Origin of the sequence: Pedobacter sp. ok626 (assembly GCF_900100435.1) — a bacterium.
In the GTDB taxonomy this organism is placed as follows: Bacteria; Bacteroidota; Bacteroidia; order Sphingobacteriales; family Sphingobacteriaceae; genus Pedobacter.
The window spans coordinates 180,045-203,620 of sequence record NZ_FNEX01000001.1 but is presented as its reverse complement, the minus strand read 5'-3'; the positions used below and the strand labels follow the sequence as shown (position 1 = coordinate 203,620).

Annotated in this window: 13 protein-coding genes; 1 reads left to right on the top strand and 12 read right to left on the bottom strand. The window is 41.2% G+C overall.

The window, feature by feature from the left end; all coding sequences use genetic code 11:
* Window positions 1–25 precede the first annotated feature (25 nt).
* The 7 genes from BLS35_RS00695 to BLS35_RS00665 form a co-directional block, all read right to left on the bottom strand.
* Entirely contained in the window at window positions 26–2,323 is a 2,298-nt protein-coding gene (locus tag BLS35_RS00695) for a hypothetical protein (RefSeq protein ID WP_090776861.1), read from the bottom strand.
* Window positions 2,324–2,348: 25 nt separating this feature from the next.
* On the bottom strand, window positions 2,349–3,695 hold the full coding sequence (locus BLS35_RS00690) for an IPT/TIG domain-containing protein (RefSeq protein ID WP_165973192.1): 1,347 nt from the start codon (window positions 3,693–3,695) through the stop codon (window positions 2,349–2,351).
* Between the two features lie 17 nt (window positions 3,696–3,712).
* A complete protein-coding gene (locus BLS35_RS00685) occupies window positions 3,713–5,335 on the bottom strand; it encodes a RagB/SusD family nutrient uptake outer membrane protein (RefSeq protein ID WP_090776859.1) in 1,623 nt (540 codons plus the stop codon).
* 20 nt (window positions 5,336–5,355) lie between these two features.
* On the bottom strand, window positions 5,356–8,709 hold the full coding sequence (locus BLS35_RS00680; protein ID WP_090776858.1) for a TonB-dependent receptor: 3,354 nt from the start codon (window positions 8,707–8,709) through the stop codon (window positions 5,356–5,358).
* 221 nt (window positions 8,710–8,930) lie between these two features.
* Window positions 8,931–10,082 (bottom strand): FecR family protein, encoded by a 1,152-nt coding sequence (locus BLS35_RS00675; protein ID WP_090776857.1) that lies wholly within the window; start codon window positions 10,080–10,082, stop codon window positions 8,931–8,933.
* 91 nt (window positions 10,083–10,173) lie between these two features.
* Entirely contained in the window at window positions 10,174–11,028 is an 855-nt protein-coding gene (locus tag BLS35_RS00670) for an alpha/beta hydrolase (RefSeq protein ID WP_090777322.1), read from the bottom strand.
* A gap of 89 nt (window positions 11,029–11,117) precedes the next feature.
* Window positions 11,118–11,663 carry an RNA polymerase sigma-70 factor gene (locus BLS35_RS00665; RefSeq protein ID WP_090776856.1) on the bottom strand — a complete coding sequence of 182 codons (546 nt, stop codon included), beginning with the start codon at window positions 11,661–11,663 and terminating at the stop codon, window positions 11,118–11,120.
* A gap of 145 nt (window positions 11,664–11,808) precedes the next feature.
* On the opposite strand from BLS35_RS00665, the gene BLS35_RS00660 reads away from it, so the two are divergent.
* Window positions 11,809–12,630 carry an SGNH/GDSL hydrolase family protein gene (locus tag BLS35_RS00660; RefSeq protein WP_090776855.1) on the top strand — a complete coding sequence of 274 codons (822 nt, stop codon included), beginning with the start codon at window positions 11,809–11,811 and terminating at the stop codon, window positions 12,628–12,630.
* Between the two features lie 135 nt (window positions 12,631–12,765).
* Here the strand turns inward: BLS35_RS00660 and BLS35_RS00655 are convergent, their stop codons facing one another.
* From BLS35_RS00655 to BLS35_RS00635, 5 genes are read right to left on the bottom strand one after another with little or no spacing between them, the layout of a single operon-like run.
* Window positions 12,766–13,533 (bottom strand): sterol desaturase family protein, encoded by a 768-nt coding sequence (locus tag BLS35_RS00655; protein WP_254778586.1) that lies wholly within the window; start codon window positions 13,531–13,533, stop codon window positions 12,766–12,768.
* A 1-nt stretch (window position 13,534) separates the two neighbouring features.
* The gene (locus BLS35_RS00650) at window positions 13,535–15,826 is read right to left on the bottom strand and encodes a Gldg family protein (RefSeq protein ID WP_090776854.1); all 2,292 of its coding nucleotides are present in this window, start codon (window positions 15,824–15,826) and stop codon (window positions 13,535–13,537) included.
* Window positions 15,827–15,836: 10 nt separating this feature from the next.
* Complete coding sequence (locus BLS35_RS00645; RefSeq protein WP_090776853.1) at window positions 15,837–18,620, bottom strand: M16 family metallopeptidase; 2,784 nt, start codon at window positions 18,618–18,620, stop codon at window positions 15,837–15,839.
* The gene (locus BLS35_RS28120; protein WP_254778584.1) at window positions 18,610–21,261 is read right to left on the bottom strand and encodes a MutS-related protein; all 2,652 of its coding nucleotides are present in this window, start codon (window positions 21,259–21,261) and stop codon (window positions 18,610–18,612) included. Before BLS35_RS28120 ends, BLS35_RS00645 begins: the two co-directional genes overlap by 11 nt.
* Before the next feature lie 2 nt (window positions 21,262–21,263).
* Entirely contained in the window at window positions 21,264–23,567 is a 2,304-nt protein-coding gene (locus BLS35_RS00635) for a Gldg family protein (protein ID WP_090776852.1), read from the bottom strand.
* Between the last annotated feature and the right edge of the window lie 9 nt (window positions 23,568–23,576).

Sequence of the window (23,576 nt, the reverse complement as noted above, 5' to 3'; positions counted from 1 at the left end):
TCAGAAGAAGAGCAGAAAGCAAATTTTAGGGTGATACAATTTTTCTGATGCGGTGATTGGCTTTATCCACGATATAAATAGTGCCACCAGGAGCAACAGTAATTCCTGTAGGAACAGTAAATTTTGCGACAGTACCCGATCCGTCCAGATAGCCTTGCACAGCAGTGCCGGCAATAGTGGTCACTTTATTAGTCCCCGCTTCAATCCTCCTGATATTTGACGCATCCGGAGCAATCGTTGGCGCATCAAATAAATGACCGCAGCCTGCAACATAAATATTGTCGCTGGCATCAACGGCGATACCCCATGGATGTTCAAATCTTGCGCTAAGTCCAACACCATCCGCCTGTCCGGTCGTACCGGCCAGACCCGCAATTTGTGTAACAGACCAGTTGCTGGTATTCACCTTATAAACATTCGAGCTACCATTGTCAGCGATTACAAGATTTCCCTGACTATCCATTGCAATTCCTCCGGAGATTACAGGTACGCTCAAGGTTCTTGTAGTCATTGCTCCGGCAGGGCTAACTTCAAAAAGCTTATTGTTGCTAGCTGAAGGCAAGGCGCTCACAAGGTAAAACTTACCCGTATTTTTATCAATCGTAATTCCCTGCGGAAAGGGTATTACCCAACCAAGTATAGTTGTTACCGTACCTGTAGGCGTGATTTTACGAAGTGCCCAGTTCCAGGTATCTGCTACATAAATGTTGTTATTCGCATCAGCGACTACAGCCGAAGGATGATCAAATAAAGCTGCTGTACCTACTCCGTTGACATTTCCGGCTACACCAGGATTACCAGCGAAGGTGCTCACCAGACCTGCTGGAGTAATCTTTCGGATGCAATGATTATTGATGTCAGCTACGTATGCATTACCATTGTTATCAGTAGTAATCCCCGCATTGGTTACGAAATTAAACTTAGCAGCAGTACCCTGCCCATTCACAAAACCAGTGATTCCTGATCCTGCGAAAGTACTTACAGTAGTTGTATAGGCCGCTTTTTCCAGGACATACAATTTGCCTTCACCTGGCAGGAAAGTATCCGAAAGCGAATGGCTGGCCACAGCAAAATTTGTGGCTTCTTCCAGGCCTGTAACTTTAGAGATAACTTTGACATTGGACACCTGGTTTGCCGTTGTAAAGCTAAAGGTATTACTAGCTGTAAAGGATTTATTGACCACCATGATGTATTCCTTACCTGCAAGGGGATCTATAAATTGAGTGATGATCATAGACTGCGCAGCATTCTGGGCCTGCCAGATAAAATTTGCCGCAGGTCTGACCGTACCAGTCGGAATTGTTGTTCCGGTATGGTAAACAGCATTCGCATTTAGTTTAACCAATGTTTTCCCCAGCTGCTTCATTTCAAAGTTTAAAGCTTTAAAAGGAATGTACAAATCGGTCTTATTTCCCGCAGCGTCTATTATTCCATTGGTAAAAGTTTCTGCTCCTCCTGTTGGCGTCCAGTAACTAAACCAAACCGGCTTTTTTATTCCATAAGCCAGGTGCGAATAAGCACTATATCTCAATTCGTTTGCGTTTGGCCTTCTCAAATCTGTTGAGTTGCCTATAGATTGGAGGTAACCAGAAGTTTTGATGTTATATTTTAAACCAACGCGCCTGATGACATCCAGATCATGAAAATAGGGGACATCCCTAAACGTTCCATTTAATAGGAAAGGATAATTGTCCATTGCCAGATACCTCAGGTTTGCAGCAACCACTTTCTGAATCCAGTTTTCAACATAATCCAGCTCATAGTTGATACTTCCCAAAGCTCCTGTAGCGTAACTAGGAAATAGATTTACATGAGGGTCATGGTTATTGTCAAGCGTCAATAGCTTTTGATAGCGATTGGCCGCATCCTGAAGCTGACTAACTGTTGGTTCATCCTTCACGTAATAACCGGCCAATGCAGGATGGTTGATATAGGTATTAACCATAGCCGTAATGTCTGCATTAGTACCATTTACTCTATTGTCTGCAACAACCATTTTTAAACCGTGGCTATCCGCCATATCCAGCATAGTCAGCTTATCAACCGGTGAAATCCAGCCGGCGATATCTTGTATCACATCGATATTCGCTTCACTAATCGCACCATATTGCAGGTTTGTTGTAAACTCAAATGGAGGAGCGATGTAGATCCCTATGGGCATCCCATCTTCAACACCATTAAGTAACATGGGCTGATCAGCCCTGCCAATATCTTTGACTGGCATCTCTGTGATAAATTTCTGACAGCCAGCAAAAATAAAAGCAAAAAAACTTAGTGTAAGGAGCGCAAAGCGCCCCTTATTCATGTGTGATCCAGTATTCATAATTAGTTAAATTAAATTGAACTACTTATTCTGATACGATTTTTCTAATTCGGTGATTTCCTTTATCCAATACATAAATGGCACCATCCGATCCGATAGCAATACCGGTAGGCACTGCAAACCTGGCTACTCCTCCTAAACCGTTGGTAAAGCCTTGTGTATCACTCCCGGCGATAGTTGAAACTTTGTTTGTTCCCGCTTCGATCATTCTGATATTGGAGGCTGAAGCCGAAATATTCGGTCCCTCAAACCTATGCCCGCAACCTGCGACATAAATATTATCTTTTGCATCCACAGCAACGCCCCAGGGGTGGTCAAACCGTGCAACTGCAGCTATTCCATCTACCAGACCTGCTTCTCCCCACGAACCGGCAATTGGGGTACGAACCCATGTCGTAGTATTTACACTATAGATGACCGAGCTCACATTATCAGCAATAATCAGGTTGCCCTTGCTATCAACAGCCATTCCTCCTGAGAAAATTGGTACGTCCACCCCACGCTCACTTAATACCCCCGAAGCAGAAAATTCATAGATTTTCCCGCCGTGATAATTTGCAGCTAATGCACTGCTAATAAAAATTACTCCTGTACTCTTATTTATTGCAAGTCCTTGCGGGAAGGCAAATGCTTGTCCACGGATAGAACTCACCACACCATCAGGAGTAACCTTACGTACGGCCCAGTTCCATGCATCAGCAACATAAAGGTTATCATCTTTATCCACTGCTACATCCATCGGGTGGTTAAACAGCGCGACATCTTTATTTCCATTTACATACCCTTCCACGCCTGGTTTACCGATAAAAGTACTCACCACACCGGCAGGGGTAATTTTACGGATACAATTGTTAAAAATATCTGCTACGTAAAGGTTCCCCTTAGAATCGATATCCATCCCCGCATTACTCCTGAAATCGAACTGCGCAACAGCAGCAGCTCCATCTGCAAAACCTGCAACACCAGAGCCGGCTAATGTACTAACGGTTCTTTTTAAAGTATAGATAAAAGGTTCTGTAGTATTAACTGTTTTTCCGGCTATCGTAATTTCAATTATCCCGGAGCCTAAAGCTGCTGGGATTTTAACAATGATACGTCTCTGACTTGAGCCCATAACCACTACAGACTTTCCATTAATCTTTACACTAATGTCTGATACTTTACTGCTAAAATTATTACCATTGATCACCACTTCACTAGCTTCACTCCCTTCCAGTGGAGAAAAATTATTGATAACAAAAGGTGTATTTATATCATGGATGTATGAATCATCAATTTGCTGGAAAAACTCTTCTTTACATGAGGCCAATCCCAATTGAAGGAGCAGCACAAAGCCATAAAAAATGGCACTTATTACTTTATGTTTTTTCATTTTAAATAGCTTAAACATTAGTTGTAACCATTATTTTGATCCAGCGCAGTATTTTTATTGCGCTCCGACTGAGGAATTGGATACAGATCAAAAGCATCCTCATAAATGCGTGATTCAATAAGGAACGGTGTATAAGAAAAATTCCCTCCACCTTGATTTAACGCACGCATTCCTCTGGCTTCACGCATCACACTTTTTCCGATACGCCATCTCTTGATATCCCAAAAACGGAATCCTTCAAAAGCCAGTTCAACCCTCCTCTCCCTTCTGATCCTTTCTCTCATTTGTATTTTTGTGAGACCAGCAGGTAAAGCCGGCATATTAATGCCAACCCGCGTACGCACAGCATTCACAGCATCATAAACGCTGTTATCCGGATTTGTTAATGCCTCATTCTTAGCTTCGGCAAAGTTCAGCAGCGTTTCTTCGTAACGCATATAAACCCAAAAATGATCACCCGGTTTGTTGTCAGGAGTCAAACTTCCATTCTCGTCCAGGAGCTTACGCAGGTAATAGCCGGTCAGTGTTTTTGCACCTTCTTCCGAAACCAGTCCATCTAAACCATTTACAAAAGTTTCAATGGTATTTTCTCTCCATTTACTTCCATTGTAAATTATAGAGGCCGCAAATCTTGGATCACGATTGGCATAAGGTTTATTTGCATCATACCCCGATCCAGTTTCATCGGGCTTTAACCCATTTGACATTTCATAATCATCAACTAAATTTTGCAATGGCTGAATCCAACCTGAACCGCCCTGACTAGGTACAAACATCTGTTTAACCCAGCTCGTATTGTTAAGTGTAGATTGAAATATGATGTTAGCGGCAGTTCTTTTATGAAACAGTCCAGCATAATCTCCGTCAACCTGATACAAATTAAGCTTCATCACCTCCTCAGCGGCATCAGCAGCCCGTTGCCATTTCTGAACATCCGAAGTTGGATTATGTAATAAACTCGCAGCATAGAGTAACACACGAGCTTTCAACATCATGGCAGCTCCTTTAGTAGCTCTTCCAATATTTGCTGAGGTATGAACAGTAGGTAAAATAGCAGAGGCCTCATTACAATCGTCTACAATAAAACGCACCAGCTCTTCTTCAGAATTCCTTGGAATATTCAAGTTATCGCTAATCTGTAAAACCCGGTCTACTATCGGGACTGTCCCATAACGTTTATGCAATTCAGCATAAAAATAGGCTCTTAAAAAATAGGCTTCACCTTTCATGCGGCTTTTTCCAGTTACTTGTGTAGCATTCTTTACCGGAACAGCATCTATCTTTTCAATAAAGCGGTTAACTTTACGAATAGCGGCATACAGTGATGCCCAGGCATCAATCGGATTGTGATTGGGACTAATCAGCCCTCGGGTAAATACCTGTGGGCCATTAAAATACGAAACCGGGCACTTAGCTTCATCAGAAGCTGCTGCATAGGTGAAACTATTTGAAGGCATCCAGTCATTTAATAATTGAGCATATACATTCGCCAGATAGCGTTCTGTTTGTACATAATCGCCAAAAACCTCTGTTTCTGATAAGCCCCCAGTCTCAGCTTTATCCAGGTATTCGTCAAATTTCTTACATCCGGAAAATGTGATTACTCCCAGCATGCAAATCACTATTATTTTAAATTTCATGTGACAATTAAGTTAGAGGGTTAGAAACTAAGAGAAGCACCAAAGTTGATGATGCGCTGAGCCGGGTATACATTACCAATAGTATTGGGTTGCCAATATTCCGGGTCAAACATAGGTTGTGCTTTTGTCCAGGTATACAAATTCATTCCATTTCCGTAGATGCGGAAAGTAGATAAATGAGCTTTTTTTGTCAGCTGGATATTTTTGAAAGTATAACCTATCTCTAAATTTTTTAAGCGGATATAACTGTTATCTTCCAGATACAGTGACGACATACGGTGGTTGTTGCTATTCCCGCCATAGTGAAGTGCCGGCCATGTTGCTGTACTTGCAGTCTCAGGGGTCCATCTGTCCAAATGTTGAGTTCGTACCTTTCCGCCTTCATAAAACTCCCATGACATTCCTCCAACAAGGGTCCTACTGCTGTTTGCAGCACCTTGAAAAAGGAAACTGATATCGAAATTCTTCCAATTCAGCCCACCAGAAAGACCAAAAGTAATTTCAGGAATATTGCTTCTACCCATAGGTCCCATGTCATTGTCATTAATGACACCATCGTTATTCAAATCTTTATATTTTACATCACCTGGAATTAACTTTCCATATTGTGCAGGACTAACCCTGATGTCCATTTCATCTCTGAAAAAGCGATCCGCCTGTAAAAGAAAAATTTGCCCCAATGGATGTCCTGTTTGATATTGATAATCAAATTCCCTACGCTCCTCATCCATAAAAATGATTTTATTCTTTGCCAGCGCAAAATTACCGCTCAAAAAGTAGCCTCCATTATTGAACCTGTTGCGGTGAGACAGTTCCACTTCAAATCCCTTGTTATCTACTTTACCCATATTCGCAGGCGGCAAATCCTTTCCAGTCATACCGATCATGGATGGTACTGATGAACGCAGAATAAGAATATCATTACGTTTTTCTATAAAGAAATCAGCAGTTACAGAAAAAAGATCTTTCAACAGCTTCAGTTCCACACCTATATTTCCTTTCTTTGCCGTTTCCCAGGTAACAGCTGGATTAGACATTGCACCCTCGTAAATACCTTCCACTCCAACAAGCTGGTCTCCATATAAATAACCATTACTTCCACTTCTGATGTATTCAGAACTAAATAACCATCTTCGTCCATCTATCTGGTCATTTCCGGTTAATCCATATGAACCTCTTATTTTTAAGAAATCTATAACAGAATTCCCTTTTAAGAATGACTCTTCAGAAGCAACCCAACCTGCTGAAAATGCAGGAAAAAATCCATAACGCTTATCTTTAGAGAAGTTATCTGTTCCATTATAACCTGCATTAAACTCTGCAAAATATTTGGATTTATAGTTATAAGTTAACCTCGATACAATACCTTGTGATACAAAAGGGACTTGATTTCCTCTTACTTCCTGGGCACGATTTATGAGTAACAATCCTGTAAATCCATGATCTTTATACTGCTTTGCATAATTTAAAGATACATCCATCCACACGTCCCTTTTTTGATTGTAAGCCGAACTAGGTGCAGAAAGCGGAACATCATTGCCCCTGTAAGTATAATTAGCAGGATCATTATAATCACCTGAACCTTTGTACTCGGCAGTCATTACAGATTTAGACCTTTTAAAGTCATTCTGGAAATAGCCATCAAAAGAGTAATTACCTTTAAGTGTAAGTCCTGGAGTGATAAAATTCAATTTCCTGGTTAAGGATAACATTCCTGATAAAGAAGAATTGAAAGACTCACGGAAACCAGTCTGGTTTAATAACCTGGCTGGGTTAAGAAACAATCTTTCACCGTAGCTTCCGGTTGGGTATTTTACAGGAAAAGCATTTGGAGGAACCTGGTTTAAGGTCCAGAAAAGATCAGCAACAGAAACATTGGGATCTCTTTTGTTTTCTATAGCGCCAAATAAATTTAAGGCCATAGAAAAGTTATCATCAAAATCGATGTCGATATTAGAACGGAAATTATAGCGTTTAAAACTTGAAGTTGGATCATATTTAGGATCTTTCTCCGTTTTATATATCCCTCCCTGATCCGTATAGCCAACGTTAACAAAGTAACGGGATTGTTGCCCGCCACCGCCAATATTAAAATTGGCCTGAGTTTGCATTGCCGGCTTCATCATTTCATCCAACCAGTCAACATTCGGATATTTATAAGGATCCGATCCGGAACGATACCCTTCTAATGCCGCTGCATTATAAGGCGCTGTTCCACCCGGGTGATCATTGAGGTAAGCCTCATTGGCCAAAACCGCATAATTATAGGAGTCCAGATATTCAGGCAGACGAATTGATGTCTGCACCGCACGTTGTACGCTTGCTGAAACTTCTGGCTTTCCTTGCTTACCTCTGCGTGTAGTTACAATGATCACACCATTTGCTCCTTTAACACCGTACAATGCAGTGGCCGATGCATCCTTTAGTATGGTAATGTTGTCAATTTCATTTACATCCAACAAAGCGATAGCACTATAATCTTTCTTTACCCCATCAATAGTGATCAAAGGTTCCTGACCGTTCATTGTTGCACGTCCACGGATAAGCAGTTGTGATTTATCATTGCCCGGCTCACCACTAATTTGTATTGCCGTAAGCCCCGGTAATCTTCCTGCCAACGCATTGGTAATATTTGCGGTAGGACTTTGTTTCAATTCTTTTAAACCAATAGAAACAGAAGAACCGGTTTGCGCTACTTTTTTCTGTGTTTGTCCGAAACCAAGAATAACCAACTCATCCAATGACTGATCACTTTCTTTTAGCGTTACATTCAGTACCTTGTCTCCATCTCCTACTTTAATCTCCTGACTGATAAAGCCTATGTAAGAGTAGACCAGCGTCAGATTTCCCTCCGGCAACTTAATGCTATAACGACCATCTTTATCAGTAGTTGCCGTTATTTTAGTACCTTTTACATTTACAGATGCACCAGGCAGGGGTATCCCCTTTTCATCGACTACTTTTCCATTGATTTCTACTGTAGCCAGATAACTACTTATTTTATCCAGCAACGTAGCCTCCTTCTTGGAAAGGATAATGTTATTATCTACAATTTTGTAATTAACAGGGAGTCCTTTAAGGACGGTTTTAATGGCGTCTTCAATATTCGAATTTTTAAGCGTAACACTTACTTTCGGTTTGTTCAGGTCATAATCCCGGCTCAAAAATACATACCCGGTTTGTGCTTCTATTGCATTCAGGACAACCTTAAGTGGTACATTCTTTTGTTCCAGATTTACATTCTGACCAAAAGAACTGGCAAAAACATGTGCCAATGATGTGATCAATATGAAAATGGTCAACTTCATAATCAATAATAATTTGGGTGGCAGCCACAGTTTGGGCACGCCTAGGTTAAAAGCATTTAATTTCATACTTTTGATTGGTTTGGGCTAATTCGTGAATCGGTTGATATAGATTTATCCCGGCTTTCCGGGAAGGGTTGACCCAAGCTATTTCCGCAGAGGTGCGCTAACACTTCTGCGGTTTTTCACCGGCCACCAAATGGACATTAAGGCCCTTTTCGTAACTGTTTTTTCATGTTTGGTTTATTTGGTTATTTATTGTTTTGTTTATTGAATTCTTATCATTGCCCTTAAGGCATAATAATGATGGTTTTTCCTTCAAGTCTGAACTTAACATTGGCATATTTCAGCACTTCAAGTACCTTTGAGAGGTTAAGATTTCGGTATACTTTACCATCAAAACTCGCTTTAGGAATCTCTCCTTCATATTTGACGCTGACGTCGTACCATCTCGAAATTTGCCGCATCACCGCCGGCAGATCATCTTTATCGAATAAGAAAAAGCCATTTTTCCATCCTATTGCTTCTTCTATGTTTGCCGTAGTTACTTTTATGCTGCCGTTATCTGATAATTGAGCCTGTTCTCCCGGCCTCAACAGGGTTTCTCCATTAATTTTCACCGAACCTTCAAGCAGTGTCGTCAATGTTTGTCCTTCATCAACATAGCTGTTGACGTTGAAATGGGTACCCAATACAACAACCTCCTGTTTTGCTGTTTTTACAATGAAAGGGTGTGACTTATCTTTTGAAACCTCAAAGTACGCTTCCCCATTCAATTCCACCGTACGCGTTTTTAAACTGGTAAAAGATGCAGGATAGGTTAAGGTTGTGGCTGCATTTATCCAGACCATACTTCCATCAGGCAAACGAACCTGATAGGTTTCTCCCCGGGCAGTTGCCAGCGTATTAGTTTTAGATCCTGAACGATTACCTTTGTCTTTAATTTCATAAATAATCTGACCATCACTGGTCTTTGTGATCACTACTCCAGCCTCCTCAGACAGCTCCCCATTATGGGCTTCAGCCAATGCTATTTTTTTACCGTTTGCTAATGTTAACGTCGCCGCATTTTTTCCCGGCAGAATATTATTGGCCAACACAAATGAACGTTGATTAACTGAATGCTCTGAAAGAAAATAATAGTATCCACCGATGGTGCAGGCGATCGCGATAGAGGCTGCAACCGCTATTCTAAGCCAAAGCCTTTTTGCCGGTCTTAAGTGCTTACGTTCAAAGCTGGAAAAAGCATCTGCTGCGTTGAAGCCATGCATAATGTTCAGTTCTTTCCTCAGCTCAACCTCAGAAGTAAGTCGGTCAAAAAGCAGTCGATTATTCTCATCAAGGGCAATCCAATCCTCCAGTTCTTTCTTCCCTGCCTCATCAATTTCCCCTGAATTGTAATCGCCAATCAGTGTAATGATCTTATCATATTCTTGTTTCATTCCAGTCTTCTATATCTGATTTAATACTTAAACTACATGAAGGCGAAAAAGTACCGGGAAAATGCAAATTATTTTTTATGTATATAAAATATCAAAAACCCTCACTTTTAATAAAGCGAAATATTGGCTGCATCCATTCGTTTGGAGGAAGGTGTAATACGAACCCATGGTCGCCTTTAGGGAATAAATGCAACTCTGCATTAACTCCATTCTTTTGCAGAGCCTTATAAAACACAATACTATTGTCAACGCTTACCACCTTATCATCACCACTATGTGTCAGATAAGTGGGAGGAGTATCCTTGTTTACCTGTTCTTCGTTAGAAAACAATCGCACTTTTTCTGGCCTGGGCTCCTTTCCAAGCAAATTTGACCTCGAACCTGAATGCGTAAGACCAGTCTTCATGCTGATTACCGGATAGACCAGAACCATAAAGTCAGGTCGAAGGTTAATACCTTCCATATTCGAAACATAACTGGTTTTAAAATGTGTACCTAAGCTGCTTGCCAAATGTCCTCCCGCACTAAAACCGATGATTCCAATCTTTTGTGGATTGATATTCCAGGTTGCGGCTTTTGATCTTACAATTTTGATAGCTTGCTGGGCATCCATTAAAGGTCCTAAACTTTTATCCTTCATTTTATCCGCATCGGGCAAACGGTACTTTACAACCACTGCCGTTATTCCTTCTTTTACAAAAGCCTGGGCTATTGGGGTACCTTCAGTATGTGTAACGATGGTGCCGTATCCCCCACCCGGAAAAATAATTACTGTGGTACCGGTGGCTTTATCTGCAGGCGGCAAATAAATAGTTAATGTTGGCTTTTCATCTTCCTTCAAACTAACCTTACAATTGGGAATACTATCCGGATAAAGCGGCAATATCTGTTGAGCAAATGCATTATAGCTGATGAGCAGCAGGATAATCGTTTTTAATGATTTCATGATAATCTTATTTCGTTTTGGTTTAAGTGTTGATTTAATAATTAAACCACACCATAGTTGAAAAGTACCGATAAAATGTAATTTCATACTTAGCCCTTCCTAAAGCCGTAAATCAATAAAAACAGCATGAAAATATCAGGTTTAAGCAAATGTCGTAAACTGTCCAGGCCCTTTGATTTTAGATTTTTTACCGTTTGTACAGAAATTCCAAGGAGCGCTGCAATTTCATCATTCTTCAAACTTTCAAAATAGCTCATTTTAATAATTTTTCCGGAATGACCCGGTAACTGGTCAATCACCTTCATTACCTCACGCAATACCTCTGCCTGAATAATGTCATTTACATACCCCTGCTCTTCTGAAGGCAAATTAGAATTATAATGCCACTGACGTTCTTTAACTCTGGTAGATACTTTTATATAACTTAAACAGGAATTTTTAACAGCTGTATAAAGATAAGCCCTAATGTTCTCGTCCTCTGATATTGTTGATTTATGGTGAAGCACTTTCAGAAAAACATCTTCCACAATATCCCTGGCCTCCTCCTGATCTCCTACAATTTTAAATGCGAAGTAACAAAGGGCAGCATAAAAATCAAGATACAACTGTTTAAAATCCAGAACTGCTACGGACATATTATCTCAAATATTGATTGATGATCTGATGGTAAGGATACAGCTTATTTTTGAAATATAAAAAACCTTCAAATTTTTATTGTTTAGAAATTGCTAATTTTAACCCGTCGACAAATTTCTAAAACCGAAAACAAGCAACTATAAGATGAAAAAAGTATTACTCATTTTCCCTTTACTTTTACTGCTTACTTCATTCAGTGGCAAACAACAGGTTTGGACTGCCATTGGCGATTCCATTACTTATATGAATGAGCATCCAGAGGAAACAAACAACAGGATTAGCAAAGGGTACATGAGTATGGTGACTGCAAAACTACCCAACTTGAAATACATTAACCAAGGTCATAATGGCTGGACAGCTGGAGGCATTGCTGAAAAAATAAATAACCTTGATTTGCAAAAGTCGGATATTTACTCTGTGTTCTTAGGAACTAACGATTGGTGGGCTGGCCGACCACTGGGTAAAATAGCCAACTATCTTGAGAACAAAGGTAATGACACATTTTATGGTTCTTATCGCATTATTGTTAATAAGCTGCGAGCACTAAACCCGGAGGCCAAAATCATATTGGTTACACCAATGCAACGTGTAGATTTTGTATATCTAAAAAATGCAAAGAATAATGCATGGGGCTCTTACAAACAAAAAAATGGGCAATCATTGTCCCAATTTGCCGATGCGGTAAATGAGATTGGTAAATATGAGCATTTTCAAGTGGTAGACTTATTTAACCAAAAGGCGTTGGCCTTACATCATTTAGTGAAATATAAACGACTCAAAGACCCCGAGACCGGAACGTACAAGAATTTTAGTTATCCAGATTTTATTGATGTACCCTTTGATCCACAAAAGGACGAATACCCATACCCTGTTGATGCTATCGATATCACATATGATGGGTTACATCCTTCAGATAAAGGGTATGAAATTATTTCTAAATTGCTTATAAAGGTCATTAGGAAATAGCAGTACTAGTCTGGCCTACTAGTCCCCTGCCTTAGTAACATCTGCCAGGACATAAAATATGGATCAATTAAGAAAAGCCTGAATCAAAAAGCAAAAGCAATCTGTTCCAGGCTTCCCTTTTACCAAATACATTTATCATTTACCAAATCGCTTTTCTTGCAGCTGGTCATAGTTTTTTACATAATCCGGATTTTCCGTTCCCATCATCCTATCCCAAACCCTTAAATACAAACCATAATTGCCTTTAAATTTCTGGTGGTGCAAATTATGAAAGGTAGAAGTATTGATAATCTCGAACAGGAAGGTATTCCTGAAACCCCTGGGCATAATTTCATAACCCAAATGCCCATAAACGTTAATGATAAAGGACGACAGCGCAAAAAGTCCAATGGTTAAAGGATGTAATGGCATCGTAAAAACCAGCAAAATGATCACCGCCCCTTCTGCTATCGCTTCCAAAAAATGGAAGGAATAGGAAGTCCAGGGCGAAGGATTGGTAGACTGATGGTGCACCAGGTGGGTTGCTTTAAACAGTCTTTTATGGTGCAATATTCGATGCATCCAGTAGAAATAGGTGTCGTGTACGATTAGGGTTAATACGAGACTCAGCGGAATCCACCATAAGGGATAGGCCTGCAGATCCGTATAGATAAATGTATGCGGCCGGAGCTTGTCGGACAATGCGATAATTGAAGTAATGGCCAGCATGATGCTGGATATAGAGGAATGCAGGATTTCCCTAAGAAAATCGGCCTTGCCCGCCAGCCTGCTTTGAATTTTATTTCGCAGCAGACTTTTGGGGAAAAGCAGATAAAAAACTAAAAAAAAGATACCTGCGATTATGAAATAACGGCCAATGGTAAGGAGAAAGGCCCAGCTAATGGATTCTAATAGATGGTTCATGTTATTTACGTTTTCTACGGATTAAGATGATCAGTCCTACTAAGAATATAGCGCCCGGAATCACGAAGTAATACAAGATCTGTATCGGTTTCACATAAGCCTTATCCAGTGTAGTCATGTTATCGTTGGAAGCGGGGCGGCTGACATCAATCGGAAACTCCCCGTAAGAGAACCACTTGAATATACTCATTGCAAAATTGGAATTTAAGGTTTGCAGGTTGTTCCGGCTCAATTCTGTATTGCTGAAAAAATCTGCATCGGCAGATACGATGATCCGCTGTTCCTTATTCTTCACATTTCTTGTGAGCATCAAAGCTGTAGGGAAACTACCCTCCTGATCACCTTTTAGGTAATCAACTACCAATGCTGCTGAGTCCAACGTAAACTTACCCTTTTTGATCCAGCTATTCTGTGCATCAGACATTAACAACGGATGAATACTAAAGCCTCTCTGTTGTGCATAGTTTAACGCCCCGGCATTGGGCATAGATACCACCATTTTATACATATAAAACTGCTGCAAACTTTTATCCATTGCTACAGCGCCCGCAGCCAGACTTGGCGTAAGCAGATCAAAAGAATAATCCCTGCTTTTTTGAAGAATTGTTCCGTTAAGCATTTGAACACCCAATGAATCTAGCAAAGGATTCACCACGTTTTGTTTACCGGGTTCTCCGGCAATCATCAGGTTTCCACCCTCGCGGATGTATTTTTGAAGCTTTGCTTTGGCAACAGCACTAAACTCTACCCTCGGATCAGCAATGATCAGGGCAGCAATATCCTTCGGAATCTCATTCCGTTCTAAAGAAACACTATCTACATCAAACCCCTGGTTAACTAAAGAGCTTCTGGAATACTTACTATTGGCCAATACCTTATAATCCCGATCGCCCATTTTATCCATACTCCGTTGATAACCGTCAGTAGCAAAAACAAGCTTAGGTGCGGTAACAATCAATCGTTTTAAAGCAGCTCCGGTTTCAGCTTCAGAAGGCCAAAATTGAGTATCAGGAGCAGGAAATGTCCGTAAAAAAGTAGTCTTCCCTTTATACTTCAATTGCATCACCAAACGTGCACTTTCTCCTCGCAAATCAACCTGCGTTTTAAGCTCTTCAGGGCTCAAAAAATCAGTAATATCGATTTGTTGCAAATCAGCCATAATGGTCACATATTTATTGAAGCTCACTTTCTGCTCAATCAATTGTGGCGTAACACCAGGAACACTGTCATAATAATAAACCCATTTCAGCTTAATATTAGGCTTAAATCGCAGATAAGATTCCCAACGGGCAATATTAGAAATGCGTTCAACAGGTGCTCCTCTAAAATAGGAATCGTCTAATCCATTAACGTAGGTAGTCACTTCAATGGGCTCGTCACCCATATTTTTAAGGATCTCCCGTGAGGCTTTAGTAATCGTATTTGTTTTAGTAGCCGTGGCATCATAATATCCGATCATTGGCTGACGTGAACTGATATAGGCAATGCTTAAACCGACCAATAAGATCAGTGCATATCTGCTAGCCTGCTGTAAAAGCGATCTGGACAGCCGTTCCAGTTCCAATTTTGTAATGGTAAATGCCAGGAACATTCCTGAAATCACCACATAATAAATCACATCACGGGTATTTAACAACCCTGCAATCATGCGTTCGGTACGGCTAGGCATGGAAAGACTATGTGTCAAATCACGGATAAAATCAAGATCCTGTCCAAGCGTTCCTATGTAATTCATAAAAGCCAGCATCACAAAGGTGCTAATCGCGGCTACTGCCTGATAAGTGGTTAAACTGGATACAAAAATCCCAATCGCTGCATAAGCGCTTAACAACAAGTAAACCGCCAACAGGGCAACCAAGGCATGTGGATAATCAAAATTAACGAAGAACACGGCACCAATCAGCATAAACAAAACAAGTATGCCTACAATCACCAGGTTATAAATGAGCATAGAAATAAACTTCCCATAAATTACCTGGCTTAGTTTTACCGGGGAAGAATAGAGTAGTTTGATGCTTCCGCTACTGGTTTCCCTGCTGATAATTCCCATGGTAATCAATGGAATGTAGAGATACAGATATTCCAAAACTCCTGTAAGGAGATTCGTTTTATCCGGTACATTGGCATAAATTGTAGTTAAAAAACCGTAAGTCCCTCCTTGCACCAATCCGGGAATACCTGACATAAAAGCAAGGTTTACCTGTGTAATCAGCACAATGATTAATAACCAGGCTATTGGTGAATAAAATAGCAGGCTGAGCTCCAGCCTGGCTATTTGTATAATTTTCTTCATATTTCGTATATCAATAGTTAGTTTTTTCGGGCATCAATACCAGCTTTACATAGTTTTTATCCTGAATGTAAGTCGCTGCAGCCTGCTTAATGGATTGAACAGTCATATTATTTATCGCACTTTCATAGTCAAAAAACTGTGTGATAGGCTCTTTATTGATGTTCCTTGAAACCAGGTAATCCAACCAGTATCCATTATTTGTTGAACCGGTTTGCAGTCCTGACTTACTTACTGCTTTAAATTTCTGCAGATTTTCGGCAGAGGGACCTGATGTTCTCATTTTATTCAATTCATCCTGTGCAGAAACAATCAATTTATCTACATTCTGCGGGGCACAATCAAAGGAGATGGTCAGACTAAATCTGCTCTTCAGGTATTTGGTCATGCTCATTTGTACGTTTGGTGTATAAGTACCACCCTGCTGATCGCGAAGTCGCTGTGTAATGCTAATCTTAAGGGCATCGGCAATGGCATTCATCTTAAAGGTATTGTCAAAACTGTAATCAAAAGAACCAGAATAAACCAGCATCACGCTTGATTTCTGTGCCATACCATTGTATACGGTCTTAGCAATCCGACCTGCAGGAATGTTAATGTTCAGGTCGCGAGCTTTTTCTTTCAATCCTTTGGAAGGCAATGAACCCAGGTATTTTTCCAATAAAGGTTTCATCGTTTCCAAATCTATGTTTCCCACAAAAAAGAAATTAAAACCTGATGCATCAGAGAAACGCTCTTTGTAAATATCATAAGCCCTGTCCAGTTTAACGGCATTTATGTTTTTTATGCTTTGGGGCTGTTTACGTACATGATAGTTCCCCAATACCAGGCTTACCGTGTCCATAAATACCTGGGCTGGACTACTGCCTTTATTGGCCAATTGTTCTTTGGTACGGCCAATCAATACATCGAATGCTTCCTGGTCCTTTCGGGGCTCCGTAAAATAAGCATTGAGCAGTTCAAGCGTGGTTGCCAACTCTTCTTTAGAGCTACCACCGCTAAAACCCTGGTAAGTATCATTCACAAAAGGGCTTAGCTGTACTGATCTGCCTGTAAACAACTTACTAAGCTGCTCGGCACTATAGTTCCCTGCACCCGAAACTGACACTATGTTTGCAGCATTAATGGCGTTTTGATGATCTGCATCTGCATATAGAGAAGCTCCCCCCTCGGCAAGCCCTTTGAACAAAATCTGATCATTCTGGAAGTTTGTTTTCTTTAACCATACGGTTACTCCATTGCTCAATATAATCTTCTGCACACCGATCTTTCCATAATCTTCTACTGCAGTAATTTTACCAGGAATGGGCGCTTTTTTCAACAATGGAAGGTCCTGCACTTCATCTACAAATGGACTTAAAGGAGCCGAATAAACTGCGTCTATCCAAGTCAGCACAGTAGCCTCATCTGGCAGAAAAGCTTTATTTTCTTCAGAAGATTTCACAATGATGTCCCTATCGGTATCCTTCAGATAAGATTTCAATAAGTCGTTAATTTCTGTTAAGGTAATATCAGGCAATAGCTGACTGGTCAGTTCATTTTCCTTAGCAATTCCGGGAGCAATATTGCCTGTCAGGAAATGTTGTAGATAAGGTTTGATCAGCACTTCGGAAGCCGTTTTATTTTGCTCTTTCAGTGCATCGGCCATTCTCTGCTGATAGCTCTTTTTCACCCGGTCCAGCTCAGTTTGTAAAAAGCCCTGCTCCTGCATCCGGCGTAGTTCTAACCAAACACCCTGTAAAGATGGTTGTGTCTCTGCGGGCTTGGTGCCTAGGTTAACTGAGAAAGCAGAAAGTCCACCGGTTAATGAAGTAAATGTGGCGAATGGCATTTGCCTGAACCTTGCATTGATCATTTGTCCCAATAGGTTTTTCAGCAGCGCGTTGCGGTAGTCTGAAGTAGTAGCCATTACAGCTTGTTTCTGTTTCATCAGTATCTCGACACCAATACCTCCAAATTCAGGATCGATGAATTGCATATATTGATTTTTTCCAGTCAATTCTGCGCGATATACTGGGCGTTCTTTCTCTTTTTCCGGATTTTTCAGGTCTGCAAACTTCGCTTTGATGGCTTTCTCCATCTGGTCAACATCAATATCCCCCACAACAATTAAAGCCTGCAAATTTGGGCGGTACCAGTCTTTATAAAAACTACGGATTTCTTCTGCTGTAACCTTCGAAATGACTTCCTCTGTTCCAATCGGCAAACGCGATCCATATCTGGAGCCATTGGAACAGAGCTGTATACTTTTTTCTTCGTAACGTTGCTGCATGCCCTGGCGGACACGCTTTTCTTCTAAAATCACATGACGCTCCTTTTCCACATCTTTTGCTTCTATATTCGCATCTTGCGCCCAGTCCCGCATAATTTGTAAACCGTTGTTAAGCAGTTCAGGATTATCGGACGGCAATGGCAGCTGGTATACAGTTTCATCAGGGCCCGTATTGGCATTGATGTCTGCGCCAAAACGTACCCCTGATTTTTCCAGGTAATTGGAGAGTTCCTTTTTAGGAAAATGTTTGGTTCCGTTAAAACTCATGTGCTCTATAAAATGGGCTACTCCTCTTTGCTGATCGGTTTCCAGAATAGAACCTGCCTTTACTGCCAGGTACATCATGACCCTTTTTTCAGGGCTTTTATTTTTGCGGATATAATAGGTAAATCCATTAGCCAGCTTCCCGGTCCTCAATTCAGGATCAAGTGACAAAGCCTGGTTATCCAGCTGAGTTTTACAAGCCAAAAACATGCAAAGGGCCGCAACAGATAGTAAGCCTAAGAATCTATATTTAATTAACATTTTGTTCTGCTTTAATAATCTCTACAATCTTTTCATTTTCGATGATGATCATCCCTTGTCTGTCGGTAGTGATTCCGCTGGCTAGTGTATATGGATAAGTAGGTACGCCATCTTTCATCACCGTAGGCAAGAAAGAGAATTGTACATTATCCGATACTTTACCTAAGGCTTCCCCAACTTCAATGATATGGGTGGATACCACAAAGAAGCTGTTCCTGTTCTCAGAGAAAGCTTTGGTAACCGCCAAAGTAGCATCGTAAGCATCCTTCACATTCGTTCCTTTAAACAACTCATCAAACAATACGTATAAGTCCTCCGATTCACTGACTGCTTTAGCGACCGTTTTTGTACGCAACACTTCTGCATAAAAATGGCTGTAGCCCATATCCAGATTATCTGATACGTTAATTGAAGAGAACAGTCCATCTTTTACCGAGAATTCCATACGTCTTGCCGCTATCGGGAACCCCATGTGCGCTAGGTAAACCGCAATTCCCATAGATTTCATGAAAGTAGATTTACCCGCCATATTGGCCCCCGTCAGGAACAGCATATTGCGCTCCCTGGTTAAATGCAGGTTGTTGGTTATTCCATTTTTTAAAGCCGGATGCCGGAATCCTTCCATATCCAATAACATCTGTGTGGCTGGTAAGGCCTTGGCATATACAAAAGCCTTATCTGCCGCTACAGCGGCTACCCCCACATACACATCCAGTTCATAAATCATTTTCAATAAGCCCTCCATCTGACTGATCATCGCATGGCGGATCACATAGTCATTGCGGATCAGCTGCATCAGTGAAAGCTGGCCTTCTGGTGCATCTAAGATCCCTTGTAATCTTGAATCTTGTAATACTTTCAATGCGGTATCTAAATCGCCCTGATATACTGAAACACCTGCTTTTCCTTTCAATTCAGAGAAGAAATCTCTGAAAGACTGCAATACTTCAATGGTTACCGATTGTCCGGCTTGCAGCTGCAATAATTCGGCATTATGAAAAAGCACTTGTTTAAATTTCTTGGCGAAAATGCCCCAGGCTACTCTTGGCAAAGCAGCGCCAGCTCCCCCGGCCAGGTAATCTTCCATCGATTCTACCTGCGAACGGATCACCGGAAAAATGATGCTGTGTTGCTGAAAAAAAGCAAACAAGGCACTACGCTTGTTGATCTGCTCCACGTTATTCAGCGGACGGGCGAACATGCCTTCCAGTACCTTTTCTCCTCCCCGGGTTTGCAAGTGATTGAATAGGCTATAAACGGATTGTTGTTTAAACTTACCCTGCAGGTTCAAATCTTCTACTGTTTGCTTATCTGCGAGAAAGTTAGGATGCTGTTGTTTCGTTTGCTTTTCATCTTTGATGAGTTCTATTACCCCTTCGTTATTGATGATGATCATCCCATGACGGTCATCCGTAATCCCTTCGGTAAGCGTATAGGTGTAAACGGGCTTACCGTTCTCCATACGTGTGGGCAAATACCGGAAGATCATGTTACTGCATCTTTCTCTTAACACCGATCCGGCTTCCATAATGTGCGTTGAGATCACAAATAGAGAATGTGGCTTTTTAGCAAAAGCTTCCATGATGGCAATGGTGCCTTCATAAGCATCCTTCACATTGGTACCTCTAAACAACTCATCAAATACGACAAAGAGATTTTTTCCTGCACCCAGTTCTACCGCTACTTTCTTTACCCGCAATACTTCCGCGTAGAAATGACTGGCGCCCATGGCCAGATTGTCGGGCAGGTTGATGGTCGTATACATGCCGTCGCACACCGAAAACTCCATTTGCTTTGCAGCAATAGGAAAGCCCAGATGTGCCAGGTACATGGCAATACTCAGCGATTTCATGAAGGTCGATTTTCCCCCCATATTGGCCCCAGTTAGGAACACAATATTACTTTCCGGGGTCATCTCTAATGAATTGGCTACCGGTTTATGCAACAATGGGTGATAAACACCCTGTAAGTGCAAACGGTTGGCATCTCGCTTTAATGCCGTAGCAAAAACATAGCCCCTTTCGGTGGCTACCCGGGCAATGGAAATGTATACATCCAGGTGATAAATATGTTGTAGTATTTTTTCCATCAAGGCACGCTGCTGAAAACGTAAAATATTATCATATTCTACAATTTTTCCAGAGGAGATTTTACCCTTACCATGATCAGCAAAAATGAGTTCCAGCTCTTTGGCGTTTAACAAAGTGATCACTAACTCCACTTGTTTAGCATAAGGATTAGTCGATAGTTTAGGCTGAATCTCCTGCATAAATCTTTTCAGGCCCTTCAAAATTTCGATCAAAGCCTCTACACTTTGTCCGGCAGCTTTAAAATCGGCCATACTAAAGCCCTGGTTAGATAGGCGGCTACGCGGATCTGTATTCCCTAAATATCGTTCGGCTTCTTCAAAGCGATTCCCCTGTAAAGGAAATTCCGCTTTGCTTTCCTGGAAATACCGTAAAATGGCTACCCGGTCGTTAATTGCCCCATCATCCGAAAGTGGGTTCCGGAACATATCTCCCAGCAAGGAAGCTCCGCCCTGAGTATAGGTTTTATTAAAAATATGGTAGATTGAATCACTCCCCGATTTGGAGAAAACATTCAAATCGTCGATGGTTTGTTTATCGGTTATAAAGCTCATAATTATTTACGTTTTCTGCGGATCAAAAGCACCATGCCCAGCAGGACAATTACACCCGGGATCAGACCATAGTACACTATCTTTACAGTTTTCACTCCTGCTTTATTCAGCTTCAGCTTGTTGTCTTTCGAGAGCGGACGCGACATATCAACAGGGAACTCATTGTTGGAGAACCAGGTAAAAATGGCCATCGCTAACGTGCCGTTAACTGTTTGCAGGTTTGATCTTCCCAGCTCTTTGTTACTGAAGAAATCTGCATCTCCTGTAACCACAATCCGCTGTTCTTTATGCGTCATTTTCCTTGTTAGCATTAATGCCCCAGGAAAGGCACCTTGTTGGTCGCCGTTTTTTGCTTCAAAAACCAATGCAGCCGAATCCAGTACAAAAGATCCTTTTTTAATCCAGCTATATTTGGCATCGGTGCTGAGGATGGCCTGGGTTTTAAAATCCGATTTCGGGTCAAAACTTAACGCAGCTACACCTGGCATCGATATGATCTCTTTCTTTTGATAAGGACCAATTAAGCCTGAATACATGGATAAAGAAGCTTTAGTCAACTTAGGTGTAACCAGGTTATAGGAATAATCTTTGCTACGCTGTACAAGTGTTCCATCGAGCATTTTAACACCTAGTGAGTCCAGTAAAGGATTAACTACGGCTTGTTTGCCCGGCTCGCCCGCAATCAAAAGATTTCCGCCATCAGCAACATATTTCCTGATTTTAGCTAATGCGGCCGAACTATAGGCTACCTTTGGATCACCAATAATAAGCGAGGCAATGCCACTTGGTATTTCATGGTTTTCTATAGCAACACTATCGACATCAAATCCATGGTTTATCAATGAAGAGCGTGCAGTCTTGATATTAAAGAACATTTTATAATCGCGATCGCCCACCTTATCTACACTTCGCTGATAGCCATCTGTAGCAAAAACAAGTTTAGCTGGGGTAACAATCAAACGCTTCAGCGCCGCAGCCGTTTCGGGTTCTCCCGGCCAGAATTCGCCATCATCGAAAGTTCTTAGAAAAGTGGTTTTGTTCTTGTATTTGACCTGCATCACCAAACGTCCATTTTCTCCATTCAGGTTTACCTGCTTGCGGATCAGCTCAGGTTCCAAAAAGTCGTTGGTATCCAGTTCTAAAGCTTTTACCCTTTCCTTAAACAGGGTTTTTAAGCTTTTTCCGGGATTGGCTGCATAAAATTGTGGAGCAGGGATACTATCATAATAATAAACCCATTTGAGCTTAATATTCGATTTAAAGCGTAAATAAGCCTCCCAACGCGCAATATCAAGAATCCGTAGTCCAGGGTCACCATTGGAGTAAGTATGATCCATGACATTGATGTATTCGGTCACTTCAACAGGCTCATCCCCCATATCTTTTAGTATTTTCTGGGTTGCCTTAACGATGGTATTCACTTTAGTATCTGTAGCATCATAATAGGCAATTAGGGGCTGTCTGGAGCTGAGGTAAGCTAATGTGAGGCCCACAATCACAATCAAACCGTATCGGCTCAGCTGTTGCAAAAATGGTCTTGCACGCCTTACGAAATCGAGCCTGGTAATGGTGAAAGCCAAAAACATTCCGGAAATAACCAGGTAGTAAACGACATCTCGACTATTCAGTAAGCCCTTGATCATCAAATGTGTGCGACTCCCAATAGCCAAGCTATAAGTCAGGTCACGGACAAAATCAATTCGCTGTCCAAAACTGCCAATGTAATTTAAAGATCCAAGCACCATAAAGGTACTAATGGCCGCTACAACCTGATAGGTAGTCAAGCTCGACATAAAGATCCCGATGGCTGCATAAGTACTCAACAAGAGGAAACAGGTAAACATCGCGACCAAGGGATGCGGATAGTCAAAATTTTCAATAAACAGGGCTCCAAAAATAAAAAACAGCCCCATTACACCTATAATAACCAGGTTAAAAGCCAGCATGGAAACAAACTTTCCAAAAATGATCTCACTTAACTTTACTGGGGAAGAGTACAATAACTTAATGCTGCCGCTATTCATCTCCCTACTGATGATACCCATGGTAATCAAGGGTGTATATAGGTACAGGCTTTTGAGTATTAAGGCATAAATACCACCTACACCTGAATTTGTAGCAGTAAAGAACCTGTTGGTTAAAAAATCAAGGTCAAAACCGAAATGTTGCAGGTGTTGCAATTGCCCCACCATTAGGCAAAACGTAAGCACCATCTGCACAAAGAGCACCATGATGAGTAACCAGGCAATCGGGGAATAAAATAGCAGGCTGAGTTCCAGTCTGGCTATCTGTATTATTTTTTTCATTGTGTGTGA